At 72.7% G+C, this 25,508-nt stretch carries 22 protein-coding genes; 7 read left to right on the forward strand and 15 right to left on the reverse strand.

Features of this window, described 5'->3' with window-relative positions:
• Positions 1–132 precede the first annotated feature (132 nt).
• Positions 133–1,005 (forward strand): TauD/TfdA dioxygenase family protein, encoded by an 873-nt coding sequence (locus tag AC6EXY_RS07420; protein ID WP_101835867.1) that lies wholly within the window; start codon positions 133–135, stop codon positions 1,003–1,005.
• A gap of 82 nt (positions 1,006–1,087) precedes the next feature.
• Here AC6EXY_RS07420 and AC6EXY_RS07425 read toward each other — a convergent pair whose 3' ends face one another.
• The 8 genes from AC6EXY_RS07425 to AC6EXY_RS07460 all read right to left on the reverse strand — a co-directional run bounded on the left by AC6EXY_RS07425 (position 1,088) and on the right by AC6EXY_RS07460 (position 9,396).
• The gene (locus AC6EXY_RS07425) at positions 1,088–2,098 is read right to left on the reverse strand and encodes a ketopantoate reductase family protein (protein ID WP_101835870.1); all 1,011 of its coding nucleotides are present in this window, start codon (positions 2,096–2,098) and stop codon (positions 1,088–1,090) included.
• Complete coding sequence (locus tag AC6EXY_RS07430) at positions 2,095–2,643, reverse strand: DUF7700 domain-containing protein (RefSeq protein WP_101835872.1); 549 nt, start codon at positions 2,641–2,643, stop codon at positions 2,095–2,097. Before AC6EXY_RS07430 ends, AC6EXY_RS07425 begins: the two co-directional genes overlap by 4 nt.
• Positions 2,644–2,701: 58 nt before the next feature.
• Entirely contained in the window at positions 2,702–4,048 is a 1,347-nt protein-coding gene (locus AC6EXY_RS07435) for an LLM class flavin-dependent oxidoreductase (protein WP_101835873.1), read from the reverse strand.
• Between the two features lie 82 nt (positions 4,049–4,130).
• Positions 4,131–5,237, reverse strand: a complete 1,107-nt coding sequence (locus AC6EXY_RS07440; RefSeq protein ID WP_499816908.1) for an ABC transporter substrate-binding protein — start codon at positions 5,235–5,237, stop codon at positions 4,131–4,133.
• A gap of 75 nt (positions 5,238–5,312) precedes the next feature.
• Positions 5,313–6,194, reverse strand: a complete 882-nt coding sequence (locus tag AC6EXY_RS07445) for a TauD/TfdA dioxygenase family protein (protein WP_101835877.1) — start codon at positions 6,192–6,194, stop codon at positions 5,313–5,315.
• Positions 6,191–6,991, reverse strand: a complete 801-nt coding sequence (locus AC6EXY_RS07450; protein WP_101835879.1) for an ABC transporter ATP-binding protein — start codon at positions 6,989–6,991, stop codon at positions 6,191–6,193. Before AC6EXY_RS07450 ends, AC6EXY_RS07445 begins: the two co-directional genes overlap by 4 nt.
• Complete coding sequence (locus AC6EXY_RS07455; protein WP_207770582.1) at positions 6,991–7,731, reverse strand: ABC transporter permease; 741 nt, start codon at positions 7,729–7,731, stop codon at positions 6,991–6,993. Before AC6EXY_RS07455 ends, AC6EXY_RS07450 begins: the two co-directional genes overlap by 1 nt.
• A 588-nt stretch (positions 7,732–8,319) precedes the next feature.
• Entirely contained in the window at positions 8,320–9,396 is a 1,077-nt protein-coding gene (locus AC6EXY_RS07460; RefSeq protein ID WP_165818661.1) for an alpha-hydroxy acid oxidase, read from the reverse strand.
• Positions 9,397–9,897: 501 nt separating this feature from the next.
• Here AC6EXY_RS07460 and AC6EXY_RS07465 point away from each other — a divergent pair.
• Positions 9,898–10,737, forward strand: a complete 840-nt coding sequence (locus tag AC6EXY_RS07465; RefSeq protein WP_165818662.1) for an IclR family transcriptional regulator — start codon at positions 9,898–9,900, stop codon at positions 10,735–10,737.
• 9 nt (positions 10,738–10,746) lie between these two features.
• Here the strand turns inward: AC6EXY_RS07465 and AC6EXY_RS07470 are convergent, their stop codons facing one another.
• A complete protein-coding gene (locus tag AC6EXY_RS07470) occupies positions 10,747–11,424 on the reverse strand; it encodes a winged helix-turn-helix transcriptional regulator (RefSeq protein WP_101835887.1) in 678 nt (225 codons plus the stop codon).
• A gap of 218 nt (positions 11,425–11,642) precedes the next feature.
• Between AC6EXY_RS07470 and AC6EXY_RS07475 the strand changes: the two genes are divergently transcribed.
• From AC6EXY_RS07475 to AC6EXY_RS07490, 4 genes are all read left to right on the forward strand, one after another.
• Positions 11,643–12,497: a class I SAM-dependent methyltransferase gene (locus AC6EXY_RS07475; RefSeq protein ID WP_499816909.1), complete on the forward strand. Its 855-nt coding sequence runs from the start codon at positions 11,643–11,645 to the stop codon at positions 12,495–12,497.
• A 130-nt stretch (positions 12,498–12,627) separates the two neighbouring features.
• A complete protein-coding gene (locus AC6EXY_RS07480) occupies positions 12,628–15,615 on the forward strand; it encodes an ATP-binding protein (RefSeq protein WP_101835891.1) in 2,988 nt (995 codons plus the stop codon).
• Positions 15,616–15,690: 75 nt separating this feature from the next.
• A complete protein-coding gene (locus tag AC6EXY_RS07485) occupies positions 15,691–17,097 on the forward strand; it encodes an FAD-binding oxidoreductase (protein WP_499816910.1) in 1,407 nt (468 codons plus the stop codon).
• Positions 17,094–17,951 (forward strand): NAD(P)H-binding protein, encoded by an 858-nt coding sequence (locus tag AC6EXY_RS07490; RefSeq protein ID WP_101835895.1) that lies wholly within the window; start codon positions 17,094–17,096, stop codon positions 17,949–17,951. The genes AC6EXY_RS07485 and AC6EXY_RS07490 overlap by 4 nt, the downstream gene beginning before the upstream one ends.
• A gap of 212 nt (positions 17,952–18,163) precedes the next feature.
• Here AC6EXY_RS07490 and AC6EXY_RS07495 read toward each other — a convergent pair whose 3' ends face one another.
• The 5 genes from AC6EXY_RS07495 to AC6EXY_RS07515 all read right to left on the reverse strand — a co-directional run bounded on the left by AC6EXY_RS07495 (position 18,164) and on the right by AC6EXY_RS07515 (position 23,588).
• Positions 18,164–18,763, reverse strand: a complete 600-nt coding sequence (locus AC6EXY_RS07495) for an ATP-binding protein (protein WP_243408115.1) — start codon at positions 18,761–18,763, stop codon at positions 18,164–18,166.
• 534 nt (positions 18,764–19,297) lie between these two features.
• Complete coding sequence (locus AC6EXY_RS07500) at positions 19,298–20,689, reverse strand: MFS transporter (protein WP_499816911.1); 1,392 nt, start codon at positions 20,687–20,689, stop codon at positions 19,298–19,300.
• Positions 20,690–20,866: 177 nt separating this feature from the next.
• A complete protein-coding gene (locus AC6EXY_RS07505) occupies positions 20,867–21,505 on the reverse strand; it encodes a superoxide dismutase family protein (RefSeq protein WP_133150892.1) in 639 nt (212 codons plus the stop codon).
• A gap of 201 nt (positions 21,506–21,706) precedes the next feature.
• Complete coding sequence (locus tag AC6EXY_RS07510) at positions 21,707–22,438, reverse strand: hypothetical protein (protein ID WP_243408117.1); 732 nt, start codon at positions 22,436–22,438, stop codon at positions 21,707–21,709.
• 136 nt (positions 22,439–22,574) lie between these two features.
• On the reverse strand, positions 22,575–23,588 hold the full coding sequence (locus tag AC6EXY_RS07515; RefSeq protein WP_499816912.1) for an acyl-CoA desaturase: 1,014 nt from the start codon (positions 23,586–23,588) through the stop codon (positions 22,575–22,577).
• A gap of 261 nt (positions 23,589–23,849) precedes the next feature.
• Here AC6EXY_RS07515 and AC6EXY_RS07520 point away from each other — a divergent pair, with 261 nt between their 5' ends.
• Positions 23,850–24,884 carry a hypothetical protein gene (locus AC6EXY_RS07520; RefSeq protein ID WP_499816913.1) on the forward strand — a complete coding sequence of 345 codons (1,035 nt, stop codon included), beginning with the start codon at positions 23,850–23,852 and terminating at the stop codon, positions 24,882–24,884.
• Positions 24,885–24,946: 62 nt separating this feature from the next.
• Here the strand turns inward: AC6EXY_RS07520 and AC6EXY_RS07525 are convergent, their stop codons facing one another.
• Positions 24,947–25,459 (reverse strand): PH domain-containing protein, encoded by a 513-nt coding sequence (locus AC6EXY_RS07525; RefSeq protein ID WP_101835904.1) that lies wholly within the window; start codon positions 25,457–25,459, stop codon positions 24,947–24,949.
• Positions 25,460–25,508: the final 49 nt, after the last annotated feature.

Here is a 25,508-nt window from a genome sequence, read left to right on the forward strand (position 1 = left end):
GAGGCTCTCGTCGGGGCCGCCGGCGCGGACGAGGGGAGGGCGGGCCGTCGGCGGAGCGGGCAGACAGGGCGATTGTGACTGGAGTGTGTCCGGGTTTCGGGGAATCTCGACCGGACGTGTGAAGATGGTGCCATGTCTCCCCCGGCCGGCCGCCGCGGCGCCACGGCGCTGCGTCCGCGGCCCGCGCCCAGCCCATTGCCAGGTGCCTTCGGGGTTGAGGTGCGCGATCTGGATCTCGCCGGCGCCGCGGGCCGTGACCAGGCCTGGTTGTCCGAGCTCCTGCTGCGCCACGGTGTCGTCGTCCTGCCGGACCAGATCCTCGACCCGGACGAGCACATCGCTCTGGCGGAGCACTTCGGCGAGATCACGCCGTCGAGCGCGGTGATCCCCGGTCTCAGTCGGGCCTATCCGCAGATCAAGGTCATCGACAGCCGGCGGTGGGACGGCGGCCTCGATGCCTGGCACAGTGCCATGCAGTACATGGCCGAGCCGGCCGGCGTCGTCGTGCTCTACCTGCGGGTCGCGCCGCCCGGCGGGGCCAGGATGCGGTGGCTGTCCCGGGAGGCGGCCTACCGATCCCTGGACCCCGAGCTGCGGGCCCGGGTGCGCGACCTGCGCGGGGTGCATCACGCGCCGGTCATGGACGAGTACGTGCGCGCTTTCGGTCCCGGCCGCTGGAACGGGCGGATGATCACCCAGGTGGATCCGATCGAGCATCCGGTCGTGCGGGTGCATCCCGAGACCGGGCGGCTCGGGCTGTTCATCGATCCCTGGAGCACCCGGGCGCTGGTCGGGGTGTCGCCGGAGGAGGGCCGCCAGTTGCTGGAGCTCCTCATCGAGCACCTGTCCAGGCCGGAGCACGAGGCCTCCTACGTGGCCGAGCCCGGCACGGTCGTGCTCGCCGACGCGCGCTCGACGCTGATGCGGGTGTCGGACACACAGGGCCCCCGCATCCTGCACCGGGTCTGCGTCTACGACGTGCGGCCCACCGGCACCGAGGACTGAACCGCGGGTGCGGCCCGCGTGCCGCCGCACCCGCCTCGCGCCGCGGCGCGTCGTGCCACGGCGCGGCGCCGTCGGGTCGCCGCTACGCCGCCAGGGCAGCCTTCCGGAGCCGGGGCAGGAGTATGTGCAGCGGAAGCCCGCGGGCCGGCCGAATCCCGCGGGACACCTCGTCCACCAGGGCGGCGACCAAGGAGTTGGCCGGGGTGGGCACGCCGTGGTCGCGGCCCAGCCGGGCGATCTCCCCGTTGAACTCACCGACCTCAGGTGCCGTGCCGCCGCGCAGCACGCTCTGCGCGGTGGAGCCGCCCGGATAGGGCCGGCCCGGGATCTCGGCGAGGCGCTGCCCGTCCACCTGCGCCGCGAACACGTCCCGGTCGACGACGGGTAGGCCGGCCGCGGCGAACACCGCCTCCGCCTCGCGACCGAGGAGGTCGATCGCGTCGAGGAAGCCGTCGCCGAGGCCCGACAGGACGTCGACGGCGTTGCCGAGGTTGGTGAGGAGCTTGCGGCGTTTCCAAGCGAGGATGTCGGGCACTGCCCGGGCGGTGAACCCGGCCGCGGTGAGGGTCTCTGCGAGTTCCGGCCCGAGCGCCCCCACGCCGCCGGGATGGCTCCCCAGGACGAGGACGCCGCGCGCGGGCGCCGCGTAGTTCACCACCTCCCCCGGGGTGAGGTACGCCGACGGCAGGTACACCATCACCCCGTAGACGTCGGTGAACCGTTCCCGCGCGGCCGCCTCGTTGCGCAGGCCGTTCTGCAGGCAGACGACCGGTGTCGACGGCGGGGCGACCTCGGCGAGGCCGGCGAGCGCGTCGGCGGTGTCCTGGCTCTTCACCGCCAGCAGCACGATGTCCCGACCGCTCCAGGTGAGCTCGCGGGGATGTCCGGCGACGGCGATCCGGCGGCGTTCGTCGACGCCGTCGGCAAGCAGGCGCAGGCCGTCTCGGGCGATCGCGTCGCGATGTGCGCCGCGGGCGACGAGCACCGTGTCGTACCCGGCGCGGTCCAGCTGCGCACCGACCGAGGCGCCGATCGCCCCGGCGCCCAGCACGACGTAGCGGATCGGGAGTGCCGCGGTGGCCGTCGCGGTCATGCCGCGGTCGGGCTGACCCGCTCCAGGTCGGCCACGCCCCGAGCCACGGCGTCGACGGCTGCCGCGATCGCGTCGGGATCGAGCCGCGCGGCCAGGTCAGGGCGCCCGGCCCGGGTCAGCAGCGCCGGCAGGTGATGGCGCAGCCGTTCGAGCGCCCAGGGGTAGACCGGGCCGTTCGCGTCGACGTCGTAGCCGACGATGGTCTGCGCCACGTCCGGCTCCACGATGTAGTGGTAATGCGGGCCGTCGTCGAAGCAGTCGAAGCGCAGGTACTCGCGGTGCGTGCTGGCCTCGCGCACGTGCAGGGCCACCCCGCCCGGCGGGTTCTCGTCGAGTTCGCGCAGGTAGGCCTCGGTCTGCTCGGCCGTGCGGCCGTCGTCGACCGCGCCCAGCACGGAGGCGGAACGCGCGATGGCCTTGCTGTCCACGATCCGGGTGGCGTAGCCGATCTCCAGCACGCCGGCCGGGACGAAGGTGGTCTCGTCCTCGACGATGGGGATGGGACCCACGGTCAGGTCGTGGCCGATGGGGGGGAACGTGCTCATGGCGGTCTCCTCGCTCTGGTTCTGGCACCCGGCGGGTCGGGCGGGGCCGTGGGGTCGGTCAGGCGGTGGCCGTGGCCCCGGCCGTGGCGAAGCGGCTGGCCGGGCGGGGCAGGCCGAGGTGCTCGCGCAACGTCGTGCCCGTGTACTCCGTGCGGAACATCCCACGGCGGCGCAGCTCCGGCGTGACGTGCTCGACGAACGCCTCCAGGCCGGACGGGAAGACGTCGAAGTTCAGGTTGAAGCCATCCGCCGCCCGCCCGTGGAACCAGCGGGCGATGTCGTCGGCGATCTGCTCGGGCGCGCCGATGACCTGCCGGTGCCCGCCGCCGTTGGCCAGCAGCAGCTCGCGGACCGTGTAGTCGTGGGTGCGGGCCATCGCGACGATCGCCTCAAAGAAGCCGCGCGAACCGGTCGCGTACGAGCTCACGTCGGGCAGCTGGTCGTAGGGCAGCCTCGCGTCCAGCGGCAGCTGCTCGGGTTCGACGCCGAGCTGCGCGGCCAGCCGGGGCAGTTCCACGTCGAACGGGAAGTAGGCGTCGAGCTCGGCCTTGCGCGCGCGGGCCTCGGCCTCCGTACCGCCGATGATCGGGAACAGGCCGGGGAGCACGACGAGGTGGTCGGGGTCGCGCCCGAAGCCGGCGGCGGCCTGCCGGATCTCCGTGTAGAAGGCGGCGGCGGTCGGGAACGTCGGCTGGGCGGTGAACACGATGTCGGCGACCCGGGCCGCCAGCCGCTTGCCCACACCGGACGACCCGGCCTGGACCAGGACGGGCCGGCCCTGTGGGGAGCGGGGGACGTTCAGCGGGCCCCGGACCGCGAAGTACCGGCTCTCGTGGTCGATCGTGTGCACCTTCGCGCCGTCGACGAACCGGGAGCGGAGCCGGTCACCGACGATCGCGTCGTCCTCCCAGCTGTCCCACAGGTCGGCGAGGACGTCCACGAACTCCTCGGCCCGTGCGTAGCGGGCGTCGTGGTCGGGGGTGGTGCGCAGCCCGAAGTTGGCGCTCGCCTTCGGCGAGATCGTCGTGACGATGTTCACGGCGGCCCGGCCGCGGCTGATGTGGTCCAGCGAGGCGAACCGGCGGGCCAGGTTGAACGGCTCGTTGAACGTCGTCGAGACGGTGCCGATGAGGCCGACGCGTTCGGTGACGGTGGCGAGCGCGGTGAGCAGCACGCTGGGTTCCAGCGCGTTCCACGGTTTCTCCGGCGGCTCCTGGTGCAGTGAGACGCCGTCGGAGAGGAAGACGGCGTCGAAGGTGCCGCGCTCGGCCAGCCGGGCGATCCGCTGGAAGTAGTCGATGTCGAGAAAGAGGCGGGGATCGTCCTGGAAACGCCAGGCGCCCGGGTGCCTGCCGGCGTCGAGGATGTTGACGTTGAGATGAAGCTGGCGGTCGGGAGAGGGCATCGGTGAGGCCGTTCCTCTGTGAGCGGTGTAGAGGCCGGGACGCCGGCCGGACCCCGGTGCGGGGCCGGCCGGCGGTGCGCCGTCAGCTCTGCGGAAGACGCGGAACGGAAGTGACGAGAGAGTCGTAGCGGTTGTCGAAATACGGCGCCAGGTCCACCGTGCGCGGGATGAAACCGGCCTTGTGCAGATCGTCGGCCTGCGCCTGCTCGGCGGCGATGAGCGCCGCGTCGATCGGCACGCCCTGGTTCTGCACCACCGCGCTGGCCTGCGCGGTCTTCTCCGGGAAGTGCAGATCGGTCATGAGGGCCTTGGCCAGGTCCTCCGGGTGCAGCGCGTTCCACGCCTGGGCTTCGGCCTGGGCCTTGACGAAACCGCCGATAGCAGCCGAGTACCGCGCGTCGGCCAGCCTCTTGTCCGTCGCATAGGAGAAGGTGACGGTGGGCGTGCCCGCCCGCGTGCTGTCCCAGATCGTCTTCGCGCCGATCGCGTCGACCGCCGGCTGGATCTGCACGATCGAGGCGATCGACACGTCGACCTTGCCCGACTGGAACGCGGCGAGCTGCGCCTGCCCGGTGAGCGGCACCAGCTTCACGTCCTTGGGCGTCAGCTTCGCTTCTTTCAGCAGCGCCGCGAGCACCGACTGCGGCCAGCCACCGGTGATGTAGGAGATGGAATGGCCCCGCAGGTCGCTGATGGAGTTGATGCCGGCCTTCGGATTGGCGACGACGGTGAGCGCCGCGTGCTCCTTGGCATTGGCAGGCTGGACCGCCCCGACCACCTTCACCGGGAGTTTCCCGCCTTCGGGCAGGCCACTGGCCGCCAGCGGCAGCGAGACGTCGCCGATCAGCGACGAGGTGTCGACCACGCCGCTCTGCACCGCCTGCAGCACCCGCGGGCTGTCGGGGAACGCCACCCATTCGACCTTGAAGGGCAGCTTGTCAATAACGCCCGAGCCCCTGAAATTGGACACGGTGAAGGCCGCTGAGCCGCCCGAGACGCCCACCTTCAGAGTGAGCCCGGACAGGTCCACCGCGGCGCTGGAGCTGGACCCGGTACCGGTACCGGTACCGGAGTTCGCCGACGCCGCCCCGCCCCCGCTGGAGCCGCAGGCCGCGAGGGCCACTGCCGCGAGGCTGGCGACCAGACCGAGCGCGGCGCGGGGACGCCGCGTACCCCGTCTGCGTTCCATGGGACTTGCTGTAGACACTGTTGCACTTTCCCTTCACGTCAATCTGCGAAATGGCCGGTCGAGCCGGTGCGCGGGTCAGGCCACGCCGACCGGCCGGGTGCCGCGCAGCTGCACGCGGTGCACGATGCGCACGGCGTCCGGGTCGAAGTCGTCCCCGCGGCGGTGCCAGACCGTGCGGTTGTCCCACAGGGCGACGTCACCCTTGTTCCAGCGGTACTGGATGAGGTGTTCTGGCTGCAGGGCATGGTCGTAGACGAGTTCCAGCAGCACGCTGCTCTCGTGCGCGGAGAGCCCCTTGATGGACCGGGTGAATCCCGGGTTGACGAAAAGGCCTCGGCGGCCCGTCTCCGGGTGGACGGTGACGACGGGATGCTCCGCGCCGCCCGCGGCCGTGTTCGCCTGCTCGTCCTCCCAGACCTGCACGCGGCCCTCGAGCAGCGGGACACGGTCGGTGCTCGACCGGAAGCTGTGCACGGCGACGAGGCCGTCGAGCAGCCGCTGGATCGGCGCGCTCAGCGTCTCGTAGGCCAGCTGCGCCGAGGCGAACCAGGTCGCGCCGCCGACGGGCGGCAGCGTGACGACGTTGAACACCGAGCCGGCGGGCGGCGTCGACTGGAAACTGATGTCGACATGCCAGCCGTGATGCCGGCCGCGCCTGACGTACTCCTCCTTGTTCTCCCGGCTGTCGAACGCGACGACCTCCCGGTGCCTGTCGTCGATCGGCGGCAGATAGGCGCTCGGCGCGGTCACCTCACCGAGAGCGCGGGCGAAGGCGGTCTGGGCGTCCGCGTCGATGTTCTGGCCGGGGAAGAAGAGGACCTGCCGGTCGAGCCAGGCACGGCGGATCGTCGCGAGGATGTCGGCGTCGAGTGGCCGGCTGAGGTCGACACCGGTGACCTCCGCGCCGAATCCGCTGGTCAGCGGCCTCACCTGGACCTGCGTCGCGAGGGTGGTCATGTGTGTGCCTCCTGCACGGGATCGCTCGGGTGCGCGGAACGGTCCGTCGGCTGCGGGCCGCGCACCCCGAGCAGGTTGAGGAAGTGGTAGCGAAGGTCGGTGGCGTAGGAGTCGCCGGTCTGGGCCCGGCGCTCCTTGTCGATCACCACCCCGGAGTCCAGCCGCTTCGACCGCAGCACGAGGACCCGGTCGGCGAGCCGGATGGCCTCGTCGACGTCGTGGGTGACAAGCAGGACGGCCGGGTTGTGCCGGCGGCACAGGGCCGCGACCAGTTCCTGCATGCGCAGCCGGGTCAGCGCGTCCAGCGCGGCGAACGGCTCGTCGAGCAGGAGCAGTCCCGGCTCGCGCACCAGGGCCCGGGCCAGCGCGACCCGCTGCGCCTCGCCGCCGGACAGGGTGCGTGGCCAGGCCTGCGCGTGATCGGCCAGGCCGACCTCGGTGAGAGCCTCGAGTGCCCGCTCCCGGCCGGTGCCGCGCAGCCCCAGCACCACGTTGCGCCACACCCGGCGGGACGGGATCAGCCGCGGCTCCTGGAAGACCACCGACCGCTCCCGCGGGACGGTCACCGTGCCCGCGTCGAGCCGGTCGAGGCCCGCGAGCGCCCGCAGCAACGTGGTCTTCCCGCTGCCGGACGCGCCGAGCAGCGCGATGAACTCCCCCGGGGCGATGCTCAGGTCGACGTCGTCCAGCACGATCTGGTCGCCGAAGGCCCTGCGGCCGCCGCTCACCCGCACGGCGGGGCGATCCCGGGACTCCGGCGCGTCCACGGTCTCGGAGGTGGCGATGCCCGTGGTCATCAGACAATGCTCGCTTTCCAGCGGAGAAGCAGCCGTTCAAGATTGCGGACGACGAGGTCGACGACGATGCCGAGAAACGCGTACACGACGACTCCGGAGATTATGATGTCGGTGCGCAGCGTGCCGTTCAGGTCAAGAACGAGCACGCCGATTCCGGACTGGGTGTTGATCTGCTCGGCGGCCACCAGCGCGAGGACGGAGACACCCATCGAGAACCGGATGCCGACGAGAATGCCGGGCATCGCCAGCGGCAGAATCACCTCCCGCGCCAGGGCGAGTCCGCTGACCTTGAAGACGCGGGCCGCCTCGATGAGTTTCGGGTCGACACCCCGGACGCCGGCGTAGGTGTTGAGGTACGCGGGAAAGATGCAGGCGGCTGTGATGAGTGCGTACTTCGCCTCCTCTCCGATGCCGAACCACACCACGAACAGTGGCACCAGCGCGATGAAGGGAATCGTCCGCAGCATCTGCAGCGACGAGTCCAGCGCCTCCTCGCCGATCCGGGACAGCCCGGCGACCAGGCCCAGGGTGATGCCGATGGCCGCGCCGAACAGGAGCCCGACGCCCGCGCGCCGCAGCGAGACGCCGATCGCGGGGAGCAGGGTCCCGTCGGTGGTGAGCTCGCGGATGGTGTCGGCGACGCGCCAGGGCGAGGGCAGCAGGCCGGCGTCGACCAGCCCGACGGAGCAGATGAGCTGCCACAGGCCCAGCAGGGCGATGGGCCCCGCGGTTCTGAGCACACGGTGCAACGTGCGCGAGCTTCGCGCCCGGGAAACGCTCCCGTGCGCCGCGGACGGCAGGTCGATCGTGACAGGGGGCGCTATGCCGGCCTGCCGCGTCTCCACCGGGGCCTCGATGGACATCTCTGGGTGCTCCGCAATCAGAGGAATGGGCGACGGGAAAAGGGGATCGGTGGCCTCGCACTCCCCGGGGGCGTCGCGGGACTATCCGGCGCGAATCCACGGCAGGACGCCGTGACAGGACTGACAGAAAAAGATGGAAGCTGGACCGGAGCAGATGGAACACCGGTTCAGAAAAGGCCGCCGAGCCTGGTCGGACGGCATGCCTGGTCGGACGGCACTACCGTGGGCCGCGCGGGCCCGGCAGGTCAGCCAGAACAGCAGGCGGTGGTGACGATACAGAGATCGATCGACCGGCGCCTGGTGAGAAAGCAGCCGACGAAGATCGCAATCGGGCGGGACCGGGCAACACCCTGGACTTTGCGCAGGACATCCTCGGTCATGTTGTCAGTATACGGATTGGCAAATGAATTTGCTTGCGGGAATGACGGATGAGTTGTAGTCATCACAGGCTCCCGACGCATCCGGTCAGCCGCGCGGAGTGTCGGTGGCATACGGAGTCTGGGTGGCATGGCGAATGCCCAGCGAGGTGACGGCGGCGAGGTCGGGTGTCCCAGCCAGCGCCATCGCCAGTTCCAGCTCGCCGCGCAGGGTCTCGAGCGCCGCCCGCAGGCCGTCGGCTCCGCCCGCCCGCAGCGCGCGCACCGCGGGCCGGCCGACGAGCACCGCGTCCGCGCCCAGTACCAGCGCCCGCAGCACGTCCTCCCCCTGCCGGATCCCGCCGTCGACCAGCACCGGCACCCGCCCACCGACCGCGGCGACGACCCGCGGCAAGGCCTCGGCCGAGGTGATGGTTCCGCCGAGCTGGCGTCCGCCGTGGTTGGAGACCACGACGCCGGCCGCGCCCGCCTCGACGGCGGCGACCGCGTCGTCCGGGTGCAGGACGCCCTTGACCACGACCGGCAGCCCGGTACGGTCGGCCAGCAGGCCGATGTCCGCCAGCTCGATCCGTGACTCAAGGGCCAGGTCCGCCGGCGGGACACCCACGAAGTTGGCGTTGCCGAGATTCCTGGCGCCCGGCGCCGCCAACCGGGCGAGCGACGCCCGGAACGGGAGGGTGACGCCCGCCGCCGGCTGGTCGACGGTGAGCGCGAGGGCGGTGGCCCCGGCGTCGACGGCCCGGTCGAGGAACGGCCAGAGCGCGTCGCGGCGCTGGGTGAGGTAGACCTGCTGGAGGAAGGGCCCGGACACCTCGGCCACCTCGGCCACGGGAAAGGTGCTGCCCTGCGACAGCACGAGTCCCATCCCCGCGGCGCGGATGCCGCGCGCCGCCTCCCGTTCACCCTGCGGATGGACCAGGCCGAGCGCGGTCGGGGCGATGAGGACCGGCGCCCGCAACGCCAGCCCGAACCCGGTCCAGGCCGTGCTGATCCGGCGCACATCCCGGAACACGCGCGGCACGAGAGACCACTGCTGCCAGCCGGCCTCGTTGCGGACGGCGGCCGTGCCGGAGGCGCCCTCGACGAACTCGTCGATCAGGGCGACGTCCGCCACGCTCCACGCGCGGTCCGCCGCCGGCCGCGCGGGGGCGGAGTCCGTGCTCATCGACCCGACCGCGCCGGGACCGGACGCCCGACGACCCGCCTGCCATGCCGTTCGAGATCCACATGCACTCCAGCCTGGTCGGGTCGCGGCAGGGATCGGACCGCCGCCGGCGCCCCCATCTCGCGGCACCAGCGCGGCGTGATCCGGCCGCGAGGTCATGGTGCCCGACACAAACCCCACTTGTCCAGTAGGAATTCCCGCCAAGCGGGAAAGACGGCGCCCCGCACCGAGGGGGAAGGGCTTCGCCCGCGCCAGGATCGGGCGGCAGGATGATCGATTTCCGCATAGCGGGAACAGATAAGGCGGCAGCGGGACCGCTGTGACGGCACCACGCGCCGAGCGCGGTCACGGTGCCGGCTATGCTTGTCACGCGGCGAGTTCCGGCGCGTGCTGATGGCCGATGCCCGCTCGTCGCGGCGCCCGCGACCGCCTACGTATGCACGTCGGGTACGGCGTCTGCGGGCGCACCGTCGATCCCGGTAAGTAAGCCGATGTTGAGTGGTGAGCCCGACGACCGCTGTTCATGCTGGCCCGGCGGCCAGATCGGACCCCAACACGGTCCAGTCCGTCCGGCGCGCGGCCGCGCTGCTCGACTGTTTCCTCGAGGGCCGCGCGGACCGGAGCCTGACCGAGCTCGCCGGTGCGACCGGCCTGTCGACGAGCACCGCCCACCGCCTGCTGCGCACCCTGGCCGACGTCGAACTGCTCTGGTACAACCCGGAGTCCGAGCGCTACATGCCGGGGCCCGGCCTGCTCCGGCTGGCCCGGGTCGTCCTCGACCGCGATGACGTCGCGGGCACGCGGGAGCTGCTCGCCTCCCTCGCCTTCCAGACCCGGCTGGCGGTCTGCCTCAGCGTTCGCGACGGCGCGGGTGCGCGGACCGTCCTGCTCGTCGAGGCGGACGGGACCTCGCCCGCTCGGCCGGATGCGCTGCCACCGGCGCCGCTGCACGCGTCCGCCGCCGGCAAGGTGCTGCTCGCCTACACCGCCGCACCCGTCACCGAGAGCGCGACCAGCCTTGGCACCCTGGCCGCCTACACTCCGGCGACCCTCGTCTCGACGGCCGCGCTCATCGACGACCTGGAACGCATCCGCACGCGGGCCTACGCGATCGAGGAGTTCGAGTACGACGTGCGCCGGCGCGCCGTGGCGGTACCCGTGCGCTCGGGTGACGGCGATGTCGTCGCCGCGCTGGGGGTGTCCGGCGGCGCCGATGCCGTCGCCGCCGGTGCTCTCCCCCGCCTGAGCCGCCTGCTGACCGCGACGGCCGGCGCGATCTCGATGCCCGAGTCGCTGCTGCCCACCGCGTCCCCGCCGGCGCCGCGTCGTGGCCTGTCCTGACGTTCCAGGTCAGGCAGGGGGCGGGCCGGCGGCGAAGACGGTCGTGTCGAACCAGGTGGGAAAGGCGCGGACCAGCGCGGTCGGGCCATGGATCTCGGCCTCGCCGGCGTCGAACACGGCCCGCAGCGGCGTGCGCCCGAGCAGCCAGCGGTGCATCTGGCGGTTGTCCGCGGTGACCCGCAGGTGCACGTCCTCGCGCGGCTCCTCCTTGCAGACGGTCATCGCGGGCCGCTCGATGTCGAGCCAGCCCTGGGCGGCGCCCGGCCCGGTCAGGGTGACGTGGACGAGGGTCCGCCGAGGCGGAAGCCGGTCGGGAACCGCATGCTGGTGCATGCGCCAGATCAGCGACAGGCCGTCGCAGTCCTCGTCGGCCGGGTCGTCGAAGACCCAGGCGGCCGCCCACCGCCCCAGCGACCAGATCACCGGCGTGAGCGCCCAGCCGGCCTCGGTCAGCGTGTAGCTGCCCTGGCGCCCGGGCCCGGCCGGCTGACGGCTGACCAGGCCGTGCCGTTCCAGCGCCCGCAGCCGTTGCGTCAACAGGGTGCGGCTCATCCGGGGCAGACCACGGTGGATGTCGTTGAATCCCTCGGCGCCGACCATCAGCTCCCGGATCACCAGCGGGGTCCAGCGGTCGCCGAGGATCTCGACCCCGAGCGCGATCGGGCAGTAGTCGGAGTGGATCGGCACCCCGCCATCGCACCACACCAGGGCAGCCACTGACCTGCCCGGTCGCCTCCTACACCTGACGGCCGGCCGACACCACCGGTACAGGAACGCGACTGGTCGACGGGCCGGCGCCCGACGGAGCCTTGTCCCAGGCCCGATGGCACCAGCGGCCAGCTCGGCGGGCAGGTACCGAACATGACGACACGACGTGACTCGATCACACCACGGGAGGAACCACGATGACCACCACCACGCCGACCAGCTCGGCCGGCCCGGACCTTGCCGCGGTGAAGGCAAGGCAGCAGGCGACCTGGTCCAACGGCGACTACTCGGTGATCGCCGGCCGGATCGTGCTGCAGAGCGAGCTGCTCGCCGAGGCCGCGGACCTGCGCCCCGGCTGGCGGGTGCTGGATGTCGCCTGCGGCTCCGGCAACGCGGCGATCGCCGCCGCCCGCTCGGACACCCTGGTCACCGGCATCGACTATGTGCCCGAGCTGCTGGACCGTGGACGCGCGCGGGCCGCGGCCGAGGGGCTGGCGGTCGACTTCCAGCTCGGAGACGCCGAGAATCTGCCCTTCGACGACGCGTCGTTCGACGCGGTGCTTTCGGTGTTCGGGTCCATGTTCGCGCCGGACCATCGCCGCACCGCCGACGAGATGACGCGGGTTGCGCGGCCCGGCGGAGTCCTGGGCATTGTCGCCTGGACGCCCGGCGGCTTCATCGGTGAGATGTTCCGGACCATCACGCGGCACGTGCCCGCGCCGGCGGGTCTCGCGTCCCCGCTGCTGTGGGGTACCGAGGACCATCTGGCGGCGCTGTTCGGCGCGGCGGCGGCCGAGATCAGGACGGTCGAACGGACCTGCGTGTTCCGGTTCGCCTCCGCCGAGGCCTTCACCGAGACGTTCCGCCGCTGGTACGGGCCGACCTACACGGCGTTCGCGGCCCTCGACGACACCGGCCGCGCGGCCCTGGCCGCCGACCTCACGGACCTCGCCCGCCGCTGGAACCGCGCGTCCAGCGGCCGCGACCGGACGGTCGCGCTGCCCTCCACCTACCTGGAGACCGTCATCACCCTGCGCGGCGCCGGCGGCTGAGGCGACCTGGCGAGGCGGCGCGCCCCGATCGTTCCGCGGTCCCGCGAGACCGCGGATTCTCGCCGCCACTCGTCGACGAACTCCCGGGCACCTGGTACGAACGTCGTGTCGGGACGACTCCGGAGGCGCCTTGACGCATGCTCTCGAGGTCCGTCTGTTCGGCACGCCGCGCATCCGCCTGGACGGGGAGCCGGTCGTCCTCGCCTCGTCGCGGGCGCTGAGTCTGCTGGCCTGTCTCGTGCTGCGCGCCGGCCGACCCCAGCGGCGTGACCAGCTGGCGTTTCTGCTGTGGCCCGACTCCACCGAGAAGCAGGCCCGCACCAACCTCCGCCATGTGCTGCACACCCTGCGCGCGGCGATTCCCGACATGGACCGGTTCCTGCACGCGACCCCGCAGGCGTTGTCGTGGCACGAATCATGGTGCGACGTCGCCCGTTTCCGGGAGGCGCTGGATGCCGCACGGCGCCCGGGGGCCGATGTCGTCGGCCAGTTGCGGACGGCGCTCGACCTTTACCCCGGTGAACTGCTGCACGGCTGGTACGACGAGTGGGTGTTGCCCGAGCGCGCGCAGCTGCACCGGCTGGCGCTGGCCGCGGTCGGCGAGCTCGTCCCGCTGCTGGAGGCCCGCGAGGAGCACGACGCGGCGCTTCGGTACGCCGGGCGCGCGGTGGAGCTCGATCCGCTCGACGAGCAGGCCTACCAGGCGTTGATGCGCCAGTGGGACGCACGCGGTGACCGCACCCGGGCGATGCGGGTGTACCACGAGTGCGTTACGACGCTGCGCGACGAGCTCAACGTGGAGCCCTCGGCGGCGACGCGGGCGGCATACGAGGCGCTGCTTCCACGCGACCATGACGAGGCCCCGGCGCTGCGGCCCAGCGACTTCGTCGGGCGGTCGGCGCAACGCCGCACGCTGACCGAGCGCTGGCAGGACAGCCGGCGAGGGCGCGCACAGCTGGTGCTCGTGACCGGCGAGCCGGGTGTCGGCAAGTCCCGGCTGGTGGAGGAGCTGCGGCTGTGGGCCGCGCATCGCGGCGCGAGCACCGCGGCGGCGCGCTCGTACGCCGTCGAGGGCACGCTCGCCTACGCACCGCTGGTCACGTGGCTGCGCGCGCCTGGCATCGCCCGTGGGCGCGGCCGGCTCGACCGGCGGTACCTCGACGCGCTCGCCCGGCTGCTGCCCGAGTCGCCCCGCGACCCGGCACCCGCGCGGCCCGGCTCCGCGCCGGCGGTCCCGCCGGCCGGGACGGCGCGGTCCGACGAGTCCGCGGCCGAGGAGCCGGCGTCCCGGGTCCGTCTCTTCGAGGCCGCCGCACGGGCCCTGCTCGCCGGCTCCGAGCCGGTGCTGCTCGTCGCCGACGACCTGCACGCAGCGGACGCGTACACGCTGCAGTTCCTGCACTACCTGCTGCGGACTGAGCCGGGCGCGCCGCTGCTGGTCGTCGCGACGGCGCGCCTCGCCGACGCCGAGGCCGACGACCAGCTGCGCAGGCTGCTGACCGGGCTGCGGGCGCTCGAGCGGTACACCGAGATCGAGCTGGCCCGGCTGGATCGCACCGAAACCGGCGTTCTCGCCGAGCGGCTTGCCGGGCACCGGATGTTGACGTCCCAGCTCGACCGCCTCTACGCCGAGACCGCCGGTAATCCGTTGTTCGTCATCGAGACGCTGCGTTCGGGCTGGCCGAGCCACGGTGAGCCGAACGCCCTGACACCGAGGGTGCACGCGGTGCTCGAGGCGCGGCTCGGGCAGGTCTCGGCGGGCGCCCGCGCGCTGCTCGGCCTGGCGGCGACGGTCGGGGCGTCAGTCGACGTCGACGTGCTGGCGCGGCTGTACCCCGGCGACGAGGACGGATTCACCCGCGATCTCGACGAGCTGTGGCGGCGGCAGCTGCTGCTGGCGAGCGGCGCCGACCGATACGACTTCAGCCACGACAAGCTCCGCGAGGTCGCCTACCAGGCGCTGAGCCCGGCCCGGCGCCGCCATCACCACCGGCTGGTCGCCCGCGCGCTGCAGGACGCGGACGCCGACCCGGACCGGCTCGACGCGCTCGCCGGTCAGATCGCGGCCCATCTGGTCGAGGCCGGCGCGCGGTCAGAGGCCGTCGGCTGGTATGAGCGGGCGGCCGCGTCCGCGCAGCGGGTGCACGCGGACGCCGAGGCGGTCCGGCTCCTCGCGCAGGCGCTGGCGATGCTGCGCCGCGCCCCCGACTCGCGTGGCCGCCAGGAGTCGGAGCTCGCGTTGCTGACCGCGATGCTCGGCCCGCTCGCCGCGGCGCACGGCTACGCGTCGGATCGCCTGGGCGCCGTGCTCGACGCGGCGCTCGAGCTGGCCCGGCGCCTGGGTGTACCGCCGGGGGCGCCGGTGCTGCGGGCGCAGGGCATGGCCGTGCTGTCCCGCGGTGACGCCGAGGCGGCTCGCGAGGTGGGTGGGCAGTTGCGTGCCCTCGGCGGCGCCGACGACGTCCTCGCGGTGGAGGGTGCGTTCGTGCAGGGTGTGACGGCCTACTGGCGTGGTGACCTGGCGACCGCACGGACCCATCTGGAGGCCGCGCTCGCGCGGTACCGGCCGGAGAACCGGTCGGCGCATCTGCGGCTGTTCGCGCAGGATCCGCAGCCGCTCTGCGTGGCCAGGCTCGCGCATGTCCACGCCTTTCTCGGCGATCCGGCGGAGGCGGTCCGCCTGCAAAGCGAGTCGTTGGCGCTCGCGCACGCCGTCCGACACCCCTTCACGCTCGGTGCGGTCCTGCTCTTCGCCGGCCTGCTCGATCTGGAACTGGCCGCGCTGCCCGCGCTGCGCCGCCACGCCGCGCAGCTGGAGGTGCTGCGGCGTCAGGTCGAGAACACGCCGGTCCAGCTGGTCTCCGACGCGCTGTGCGGCTTTCTCGAGGTGGCGGACGGCCGGACGACGGCGGGCCTGGCCCGCGTCGACGCCGCGCTCGCGGACCCGGGACGGCATGCCGCGCCCGGCCTGCCGGCGATCCTGCTGCGCGTCCGGCTCGCGGCGTGTGAACGTACGGCGGACCGGGACGGGAGTGCCGAGACCGCCCGCCGTCTGCTGGCGGAGCCCGTCCGGGTCTGGGATGCCCGGGCCCGCGCGGTGCTCGGCGAGCAACGCTGAGCGGGCCCACCGAGGAACGCTGAGCGGGCCCGCCGAGGAACGCTCGCGGAACGCCTGGGCCCGCATCCTGCCCGTATGACAACGACAGCGCGTCCACGAGACGCGATCCGCGAGCTCCGCGGTCGTTTCCGCGGCGCCCTCCTGCGCCCCGGCGAGGAGGGCTACTACGAGGCCAGGCAGGTGTGGAACGGCGCGATCGACCGTCGGCCCGCGCTGATCGCCCGCTGCGCGGGCACCGACGACGTCGTGACGGCGGTGCGCTTCGCCCGCGACCGCGACCTGCCGCTGTCCGTCCGCGGCGGCGGGCATTCAGTCGTGGGGCACGCGGTGTGCGACGACGGTGTGGTGATCGACCTGTCGCAGCTCAAGGCAGTGGCCGTCGATCCCGCCGCCCGGGTCGCGCGGGCCGCGGGCGGCCTGCTCTGGTCGGAGCTGGACCTGGCCACCCAACGCCACGGCCTGGCCACCACCGGCGGCAGCGTCAGCTCCACCGGAATCGGGGGCGTGACGCTCGGCGGCGGCTTCGGCCATCTCATGCGCCGGCACGGCCTCACCGTCGACAACCTGCGGGCGGTGGACCTGGTCACCGCCGACGGCGAGCGGCTGCGCGTCGACGCGGCGCACGAACCCGAGCTGTTCTGGGCCCTGCGCGGCGGTGGCGGCAACTTCGGCATCGCGACCGCCTTCGAGTACGACCTGCACCCCGTCGGGCCGATGGTGCTCGGCGGGCCCGTCTTCTGGTCGCTCGACCAGGCGCCGGACGTCCTGCGGGTGCTGCGGGAGTTCGCGCCCGGCGCTCCCGACGAGCTCGGCGTCATGCTGGTGGCGAACCTGGCTCCGCCGCTGCCGTTCCTGCCGCCCGAGCGCTACGGCACGCCGGTGTTCGGGCTGGTGCTGACCTGGTGCGGCGACATCGCCGCGGGCCTGCGGGCGATCGCGCCGCTGCGGAGCATCGGCACGCCGATCGGCGACCTGGTCCGCCCGACGCCGTACCGGGCGGTGCAGTCGCTGCTCGACGGCAGCGCGGCCCGCGGCGCCGCCTCGCACTGGCGCTCCCACCGGCTGCCCGACCTCTCCGACGGGGTCATCGACACGATCGTCGAGCGGGTCTCGTCGATCACCTCGCCGTTGTCGCTGCTCAACGGCTGGATGATCGGCGGCGCCGTCAGCCGGGTCGATCCGTCCGCCACCGCGATCGGGGAGCGCGAGACCGGCTTCGAGCTGCGGACCATCGCGGTCTGGCAACCGGGCGCCCCGGATGCCGATCGGCACACCGCCTGGGTTCGCGACGGCTGGGAGGCGCTGCGCGCGCACTCCGCCGGCCGCCAGTACGCCACCTTCCTCGCCGACGAGGGCGCCGCCGGCGTCCGGGCCGCCTACGGCGACCAGCTCGCCCGGCTCGTCGCTGTGAAGGACCGCTACGACCCCACGAACGTCTTCCGCCTCAACGCCAACATCGCACCCTCGGGAGGTACTCGATGACAACGCTCGTCACCGGCGCGACCGGAATCGTCGGCGCCCATCTGATGCGCGCGCTCACCGCCCTCGGCGACCGGCCGCGCGGTTTCGTCCGGGACCGGGAGGCGGCCATCCGCGCCTGCGGGGCGGACGCGGACCTGGTCGTCGGGGACTTCGGCGACCTCGCGTCCGTGCGCGTCGCGCTGGAGGGGATCGATCAGGTCTTCCTGACCTGCGGCAACCACCCGCGGCAGGTCGAGTGGGAGTCGAGCGTCGTCGACGCGGCGGTCTCGGCCGGCGTGCGGCGGATGGTGAAGCAGTCGGCGCTCGGCGCGGCGATCGGCTCGCCGGTCGCCTTCTTCGACGCGCACGCCCGCGTCGAGGAGCACCTGCGGGCCAGCGGCCTCCCCTTCGTGCTGCTTCGGCCGGCGTTCAAGATGTCGACCCTGCTGGCCGGCGCGCCGGGGGTGCGCCAGGCGGACAGGTTCTTCGCACCCGCGGCCGGCGCGAAGATCGCGATGATCGATCCGCGGGACATCGCCGACGTCGCCGCCGCCGTCCTGACGACCGACGGCCACGACGGGCGCGGCTACGAGCTCACCGGCCCGGAGCCGGTCACGTTCGACGACATGGTCGCGGAGCTGTCCACCACGATCGGCCGGCCGATCGCGTTCGTGCCGGTCGGGGACACCGACGCGGTCACGCGGTTCATCGCCGCGGGCACCCCGCAATGGATCGCGACGAACGCGGTCACCCAGTTCGGGTTGCTGCGCCAGGGCAGCCAGGCCCAGACGCGGGACACCGTCCGGGTGCTGACCGGACACGAGCCCCGCACCGTGGCCGCGTTCCTGCGCGATCACGCCAGCGCCTTCGCCTGACGCGCGCCGCGGCGGCGATCCGTGGGTGCTCCATCGCGGGTAGGTCACCAGGCGCTGGAACGATCGGATCGCCGCCGACGGTCATCCGCCGCCCGCGGGCAGGAGAGCCGGCCGGGTGAGGTCGGCGTCGTCGAGATCAGCGATGGCCGGCTCGAGACGTTGCTGGGCGCGCGCGACCCGAGGCAGCGCTGGGACGGGCGCGATGTCGTTCGTCAGGCGTTGAGACGGATGTGGCGAAGTTGGACGGCGAGTTGGCGGCCGTGCCGGGCGAGTCGCCAGGAGGTGTCGGGGGTAGGGGTGAATCCGGCGTGGTGGGCGATGTCGTCGGCGACGGCGGAGATGGACAGGGTGTCGGTGTGGAGATGGCGCGCGAAGGCGGGGGCACTCAGGACCTCGAGGGCACGGTCGAGGTTGCGGGCGCTGTAGCTGCGGGAGTTCTCCGCGCGCAGGTGGATGCGGCGGGTCATCGTCGCGCGGTCAGCGAGGAGCGTGACGTGGTCGACCTGGTGTCCGGCGGCGCGGACCTGGGCTGTCAGGTCGGTGAGCAGGTCGGGATCGAGAATCGTCATCGGTGTGATGACGGGATTCTCGGGGCCCCGCAGGGCACGGAGAAGCATCTCGCCGACGGCACAGCGCCATTGCGGAATCTCGCGGAAGTCCGTGCGGCGGGCCTTCGGCAGCATGCGGCGCATCGCGAAGCCGAGATGTTCGGGGTCGCTGACGAAGCTGCCGGGTAGCCGGCGGTGCAGGTTGTGAGCGGCCTGGGTCTTCCCGACGGCGTTCGGCCCGTTGATCCAGATGAGGGTCGGCACCGACCGAACATTAGGACGTGCGTGGAGTTGTGATCTTCGGCGATGTCGTCGCGGTGCCGGTGTTGGCCGCGTCTTGGCATGATCGCGGCGGTGCGTGTCGCATAATCTGGGCAGATCGGACACGTCACGTCGAATTAGCGACACGCGGCCGCTGTCCCGCGCACGTTCTTCCCACCCGTGGGAAGCCCGCCCGATATGCCGCTTACGGGAACCGCCGACCCCGGCGTCGATCATGGCCGTTTCAGGTGGCGGTCACAGACGGCCCGGTCAGGCCGCTGATGCCCTGATCATCCCGTCGCGCCGTCAGCACGCGGTCTCGGCGCCGCGCGAGTCCGGACGTCTCCACGTCCACCACCGCACAGGGATGAGGGAAGAAGGAACTGAACGTCGACGAGGCCCCCGCAACCATGGTCACCGCGGAACTGTGACGCAGCAATCACACCAGACACGCCTCGCGGTTCACATGAATCGCACAAGAATGGCTCAGGCCAACGGTGATGGCGCAATTCCCGGGGTCAGGCGCAATTCCCGGGGTCAGTGGGACGCGGCGGCGGGGCGGTCCGGGCGGGTGGCGAGGAGGATGGTGGCCACGAGCAGGAGCGGGCCGCAGATCAGGAGGCCGGCGGGTGGGCTGACGAGAGTCCACAGGCCGCCGGCGGTGACGGTGGCGAAGATTCGTCCGGCGTTCTGCAGACCGGTCAGGGCGCTGAGCGCGGGCCAGCGGCGTTCCGGCGGGACGAGACGGGCGAGGCCCGCGTACTCGGCGGCGTCCACGGCCCCCGCCGCCGCGCCGGCGAGCACGAAGCAGCCGATCATCAGGGCCAGGTCGCCGCGTGCGGCGGCCGCGAAGCCGGCGTAGGCGATCAGCAGGGCGGCGGCGCCGGTCGCGACCACGACGGCGGCGCCGAGGCGGTCCACGACCCGTCCCGCCCAGAAGGCGCAGGCGGCGGCGCTCACCTGGTAGACGACGTAGAGCAGCGCCACAGCCTGCAGCCGGCTCAGCGGGCCCGCGCCGCCGGGCAGGATCTTCGTTGCCCGCAGCAGGAGCAGCGCGGCGGCGATGTTCGCCGCCTCGTACAGGGCGACCCCGAGCAGTAGCCGTCCCAGCGGCCCCGACCTGCGTAGCTCCGCCACTATCGACCGGGCGGACGGCCGCCCCGCCGCCCCCGCCGCCCCCGTCTCCCCAGGCGCGCCAGCACCAGCACCAGCACCAGGAGCGGATCGGGCCGCGCGGGCGCCATACGCGCTGGCCAGACCGGCCACCACCGCGGGGACGACCGCCAGCAGCAGAACGGTGCGCACGCTCGCGAACGCCAGCAGCGCCACCGCGATCAGCGGACCGATGGCCGCGACGAGCGCGTCATAGGCCCGTTCGACGCCCAGGCGCCGCCCGGCCCGCCCGGCCAGCGCCTGATCGCTCACCGGTCGCAGCGTCGTCGGCGTGCCCATGCCGCGGGCCACCCACGAGCCGGCGCGGCAGGCACCGGCCTGCCAGATGGCCGAGCTGCCGGCGAGGAACACCGCGGCCAGCGCCGCACCGCCATATCCCACGACGTCGAGCAGCCCACGGACGCCGGGCCGCCGCCTGGCGACTCCGGAACCGCCGAACCGCGCGGCCGTCCCACCCGCGCGGCCCGCCGCCTCCACCCCGGCGATCACGACCGGGGCGGCGCCCAGCGTCCCGGCGAAGAACGGCGCGAGCACGGCGGTCGTGCTCTCCTGCCCGACCGAGGACAGCAGGTTGGACAACCGCGCCCAGGTGAAGTACGGCGTCCCCGCCGGGTCCTGTTCACCGCCGGCGGTGTCAGCGCCCCGCCTTGCGCCTTCGGACGCGTCTGGTTCGTCTTCGGACGCGCCGGGAAGGACGCGCACCACGACGTGATCGGTACCGCCACCCCCCGTGGCGTCCACGCCTGGCGTCGACACCGCGCCATCGTAGGGCAAACATGCAGGTCCTGGGACACGAACTCCCACAACCACCCGCAGCGCCAGCTCCACGCCCGAACGGCGGCCGTTACACCGCCAGCATCCGGCGGATCACCAGCGACGGCAGCCCGCACAGCGACGGCAGCCGAGGGGTCACAGGGGCCGACGATCCGGGCGTCACAGGTCGGCGCAGGCCACCCGCTTGTCCAGGGCGCCGACGGGATGGATGACCACCGATCGGGCGGCGTCGGTCACCGGGCGGTTGTTGGTGACGGTCGCTCGGACGCCGCCGACGGAGTCGGTGTCGAGCGTCAGATGCACCTCGTTGGGCGCAACGGCCGGACCGTGCGGGTCGAACCTGAAGTGCGGTCCGCCGTTGTCCACCGCACACGGCTGCGCGTGCAGGTGAGCGATGTAGTGCGCGCCCGGCGCCAGGCCGGTCGCGGACACGGTGAGGGTGGTTCCGGCGGTCGGGTCAATGGCCAGCCAGGCGGTGCCCCTGACCCCGTCCAGCCCTGACGGCCGGGTGTTCAGCAGGACGAACGTCGACGACCGCGCCCCGGGGATCCGATCGGCCGGGGTCGCCGACGGGTCGAGCATCGTCGCGCTCATGGCCGGACCGGTCGCCCCCGCGCCTGCCCCCGTCCCCGTCGTCCCTGTCATCGCCGTCATCGACGCGCTCGGCGTGGCCGGCGCCGCCGGGGACGCGGCGGCACCGGTGACGTCGTTCCCGCAGCCGGCCGCCAGCGCGCCGACCAGTACCAGGCCGGCGGCCACGCCCACGCGCAGAAATCGTCGCCTGAGACCGAGAACCATGAAAATCTTCTCCTGACGAACAAAGCGCGGATAGCTCGTATCTTCTCCATCGCATCACGAACCGACCGACACCGTCGCTCGCGAGACCTGACCACCACCCGACACCCCGACGCCCCGACGCCGCGACGCCTGTGTCCTGGACCACCTCGACTGGGCACTCGGCGGGCTCGCGGACGTGCCAGAGCCGCCGGGTTCCCTCTTTCAGGCAGCGGTGGCGACGAACGTGGCCTGCGTGACGGCGCGGGTGGACAGCGGGCCGGTGACGTCGCCGACCAGGACGGTCCAGCTGCTGGTGGCCTTGTCGATGCCGCCGGTGGACGAGTCCGGGAGCGCCCACACGATGTCGTCCGCGCCGCAGGAGTAGTAGCCGACCAGGTCCGGATGGCCCCGCGGGGCGCCCCAGGCGCCGCCGTCGCGCAGCCGGCAGCGCTCGCCGTCGGCCAGGAGCAGGCCGAGCGGGACAGGATTGCGCGGCGGGTCGACCTTGGCGACGAGCGCCTGGGCCGTCAGCGCGGTGAGCACGGTCGAGAACGGGTCACGCAGGCACAGCATGCGGCGGGGCTGGGGCGTCGGCCAGCACACGTCAGCGGCGGCGGCGCTCGGCGAGCAGTAGTAGACGTCGCCGCTGACACTGGCCGGCGACGGGTAGGCCTGCCGGGTGTCTCCACAGTCGATCTGTGCGCCGGGGCCGCTCTCCCCCTCCTCGACGCTCCACCCGCGCGTCACGTTCCAGTGCTGATCGACCGGAGTCACGGTGACCCGCCGGGTAGCCACGCCCGTCGACGCAACCACCTGCCCGCCAGGCCCGACGCCGGCGCAGCCGCCGAGCGCCGCCACCACCATGGCCACCACGGCGGCGACGGCGGCGCCTACGATGCTGCTCCCCCGCCGGCGAGCACCGCGCTCGCGCCGGCCCGTCCCGACTGCTTCCACGTCCGCCTCCCGGGAAGGTCCCGCGACACCGTCAGGCGACCTGACAAGCGGACGGTAGTCGCCCAGTGCCTGCGTCCGTCCGCGCTGTCCGGCAAACGACGGACGGCTGGGATCCGTCCGTCAGGGGACCCGTCCGTCAGGGGACCCGTCGTCTGGCCCGCAGGCGGGTCGGGTCGGGCCAGCGGACGCGGGTGGCCCACCCGAGGCGTTCGAACAGACGGATGATCGCCGCGCTGCTGTCGACCTGCCCGGGCTCGGCTCCGTGGCGCGCGCTGGTGGGATCGGCATGGTGGTAGTTGTGCCAGGACTCGCCCATCGAGAGCATGGCCAGCGGCCAGACGTTCGTCGCCCTGTCCCTGCTGGCGTACGGCCGGCTGCCGACCACATGGCAGACCGAGTTGATCGAGAAGGTGACGTGGTGGATCAGGAAGATCCGGACCAGTCCCGCCCACAACAGGGCGGTCCACGCGCCGTGCCAGGTGAACCCGCTCAGCGCCCAGCCGAGCAGGCCGGGTAGCGCGACGCTCGACAGCGCCCACACCGGGAACAGGCGGTCGACCCGGACAAGGTCGGCGTCGACGAGCAGGTCGGGAGCGTAGCGGCTGGTGAAGGTCTTGTGCCGGTCGAACAGCCAGCCGGTGTGCGACCACCACAGGCCTTTCGTGAGCGCCCAGGGGGAGGTGCCGTAGCGCCACGGGGAGTGCGGATCGCCGTCCGCGTCGGAGAAAGCATGGTGCTTGCGATGGTCGGCGACCCAGCAGATCACCGAGCCCTCGAGGGCCATCGAGCCGGCGATCGCCAGACCGATCCGCAACGGTCGCGTCGCGGTGAAGGAGCGGTGGGTGAACAGCCGGTGGTACCCGATCGTCACGCCGTGCCCGGTGACGGCGTAGAACACGACGAACAGCACGGCGTCGACGACCGAGACCCCCGAGACCGTCGTGGCGTACCACAGGCCGACCGCCGCGGCGGCGAACGGCCCGATGATGAACACGTACAGCAGGACCTGCGCCCACAGCGGACGAATGTCGGGCTGACGCCGGCTGTCGGCCGTGCTGGGCTCGTCGAGCACGATCCCGGACGGCGCGCGGGCATGCTCCTCGCTCGGTCTCGACCGCCCGGGGTCGGCGGCGGGTCGCTCCAGGTTCATCTCGGATCCTCTCGGGCGGCTGGCCACCAGGTCGATGTCTCGGGGGGGCATCCTCCCCGAGGCTCCATGCCCATCCCGTGTGCTCGACACCCGAAGTCCCAAGCCGGACAGCCCAATTCCTTGTATAGGGGACATGTCGCCGCGGGAGAACCACACGCGGCGAGCCCCGCCGGGGCTGCGTCGCCAGGACGGTGGAGCAGACGGTGTGGCCCGGGGTCCCGGCCGCGGGTGTGAGCAAGGTGACCGCGTACCGTCGCCGGTGTGTTGATCGCCGCTCTGGCCGCCTTCGCCTGCGCGCTGTGCTACGGGGTCGGCGCCGTGCTCCAGTCTGTCGGCGCGGCCCGGACGGCACCGGCCTCCGCGGCGGGTGCCGGGCCTGGCGGGAGCGGGGGCGGGGGCGGAGTCACCGAGGCGCTCAGCCCCTCGGCGCTGGCCCGGCTGGCCGTCCAACTGCCCTACCTGGCCGGGCTGGGCCTGGACCTGCTGGGTTGGCTACTGTCGCTGCTCGCCGTGCGTGGGCTGCCGCTGTTCGCGGTCCAGGCCATCCTGTCCGGCTCGGTCGGGGTGACGGCGGTGCTCGCCGTGACCACGCTCGGCGTCCGGCTACCCCGGCGAGAGGTGGTCGCCCTCGCCGTCCTCGGTGCCGGGATGGTGCTGCTGGCGCTGACCGCGCGGCCGGGACGGGCGCATCCCGCCTCGAGCGGCGTCTCCTGGGGGATCGCCGCTGGGGTTGTGGTGATCGTCGCGCTGATCGGGCCGGCCCTGCGAGCCGGTCAGGGTCGAGCCGGCACCGGAATCGCCGGGCCGGGACGAGCAGGGCCAGAGGCGGCTGGGCAAGCACAGGCCGGGCGGGACCGGGCAGGCGCCGCGCTCGGGCTGCTGTCCGGGCTGGCGTTCGGCGGGACGGCGCTGTGCGCGCGGCTGATCGAGACCAGGCCGTGGGCAGACGTGCTGACCGACCCCGCGACCTGGGCGCTGCTGGCCTACGGCGGGTTGGGCCTCGCCCTGTTCGCCGTCGCGCTGCAGCGCGGGGCGGTCACGACCGCGATGGCCGGCCAGTGCGCCGGCGAGACGCTGCTTCCGGCCCTGGCGGGCACCCTGCTGCTCGGCGACGGTGCCCGGTCCGGCCTCGCCCCACTGGCCGGCGCCGGCTTCCTCATGGCCGTCATCGCCGCGTTCACCTTGATCACCGGCGGCGCCGGCGATGTCGACACGCACCTCGGCGCCGCGGCTCCCGGCGCCGGCGACGCCGCAATGGACAATCGCGGTCCCGACCAGGCGCACAGCGGCAGATAGAACCTGCACGGCGAACACAATGACCGGCCCCGCTCAACCCGGCATCGCCCACCCGGACTCCGTTACTCGTCCACTGCCGGCTCTGGGGAATCGCCGAAGATGCCGTTGCAGAGCAACAGGTAGAACCGGTCGGGCCGAGGGACGTGATCGATGCTCTCCAGCTGGTTCTTGTGATCACCCTCGGTCTCCAGGGAGAACTTCCCGTAACCAATAGCCCGGCCGGTCGGGTCGAGGTCATAGGAGAGGTCCGTGATCTTCGACAGCGGAAGGCTCTGAACTCTGACCGAGATGATCCCGGACACCTTGACGAGCCGCGAACTCGTGATCAACAGGCGGGTCCGGTGCCAGCCGAGCAGGTGCCACATCAGCCGGGCGACGACCACCAGGACGGCGCACCACAGAAGCATCAGCAGGAAGCGCGCGCCGATACCATGGACGGCGACGTAGACGGAGATCGCCACGGCACCGACAAGGGCGGCCGCCGCTTCGAGCAGGACTCGGACCAGCACCACCCAGTGCAGCCGGATCTCAAAAATGATCTGCTCATTGACAGCCACATAACGGGTGCAACGCATACCGAATCCCCCCGGGTCCGATATGAATGATCGCATATCTCGCCACAGG

The organism is Frankia sp. RB5 (assembly GCF_059816245.1).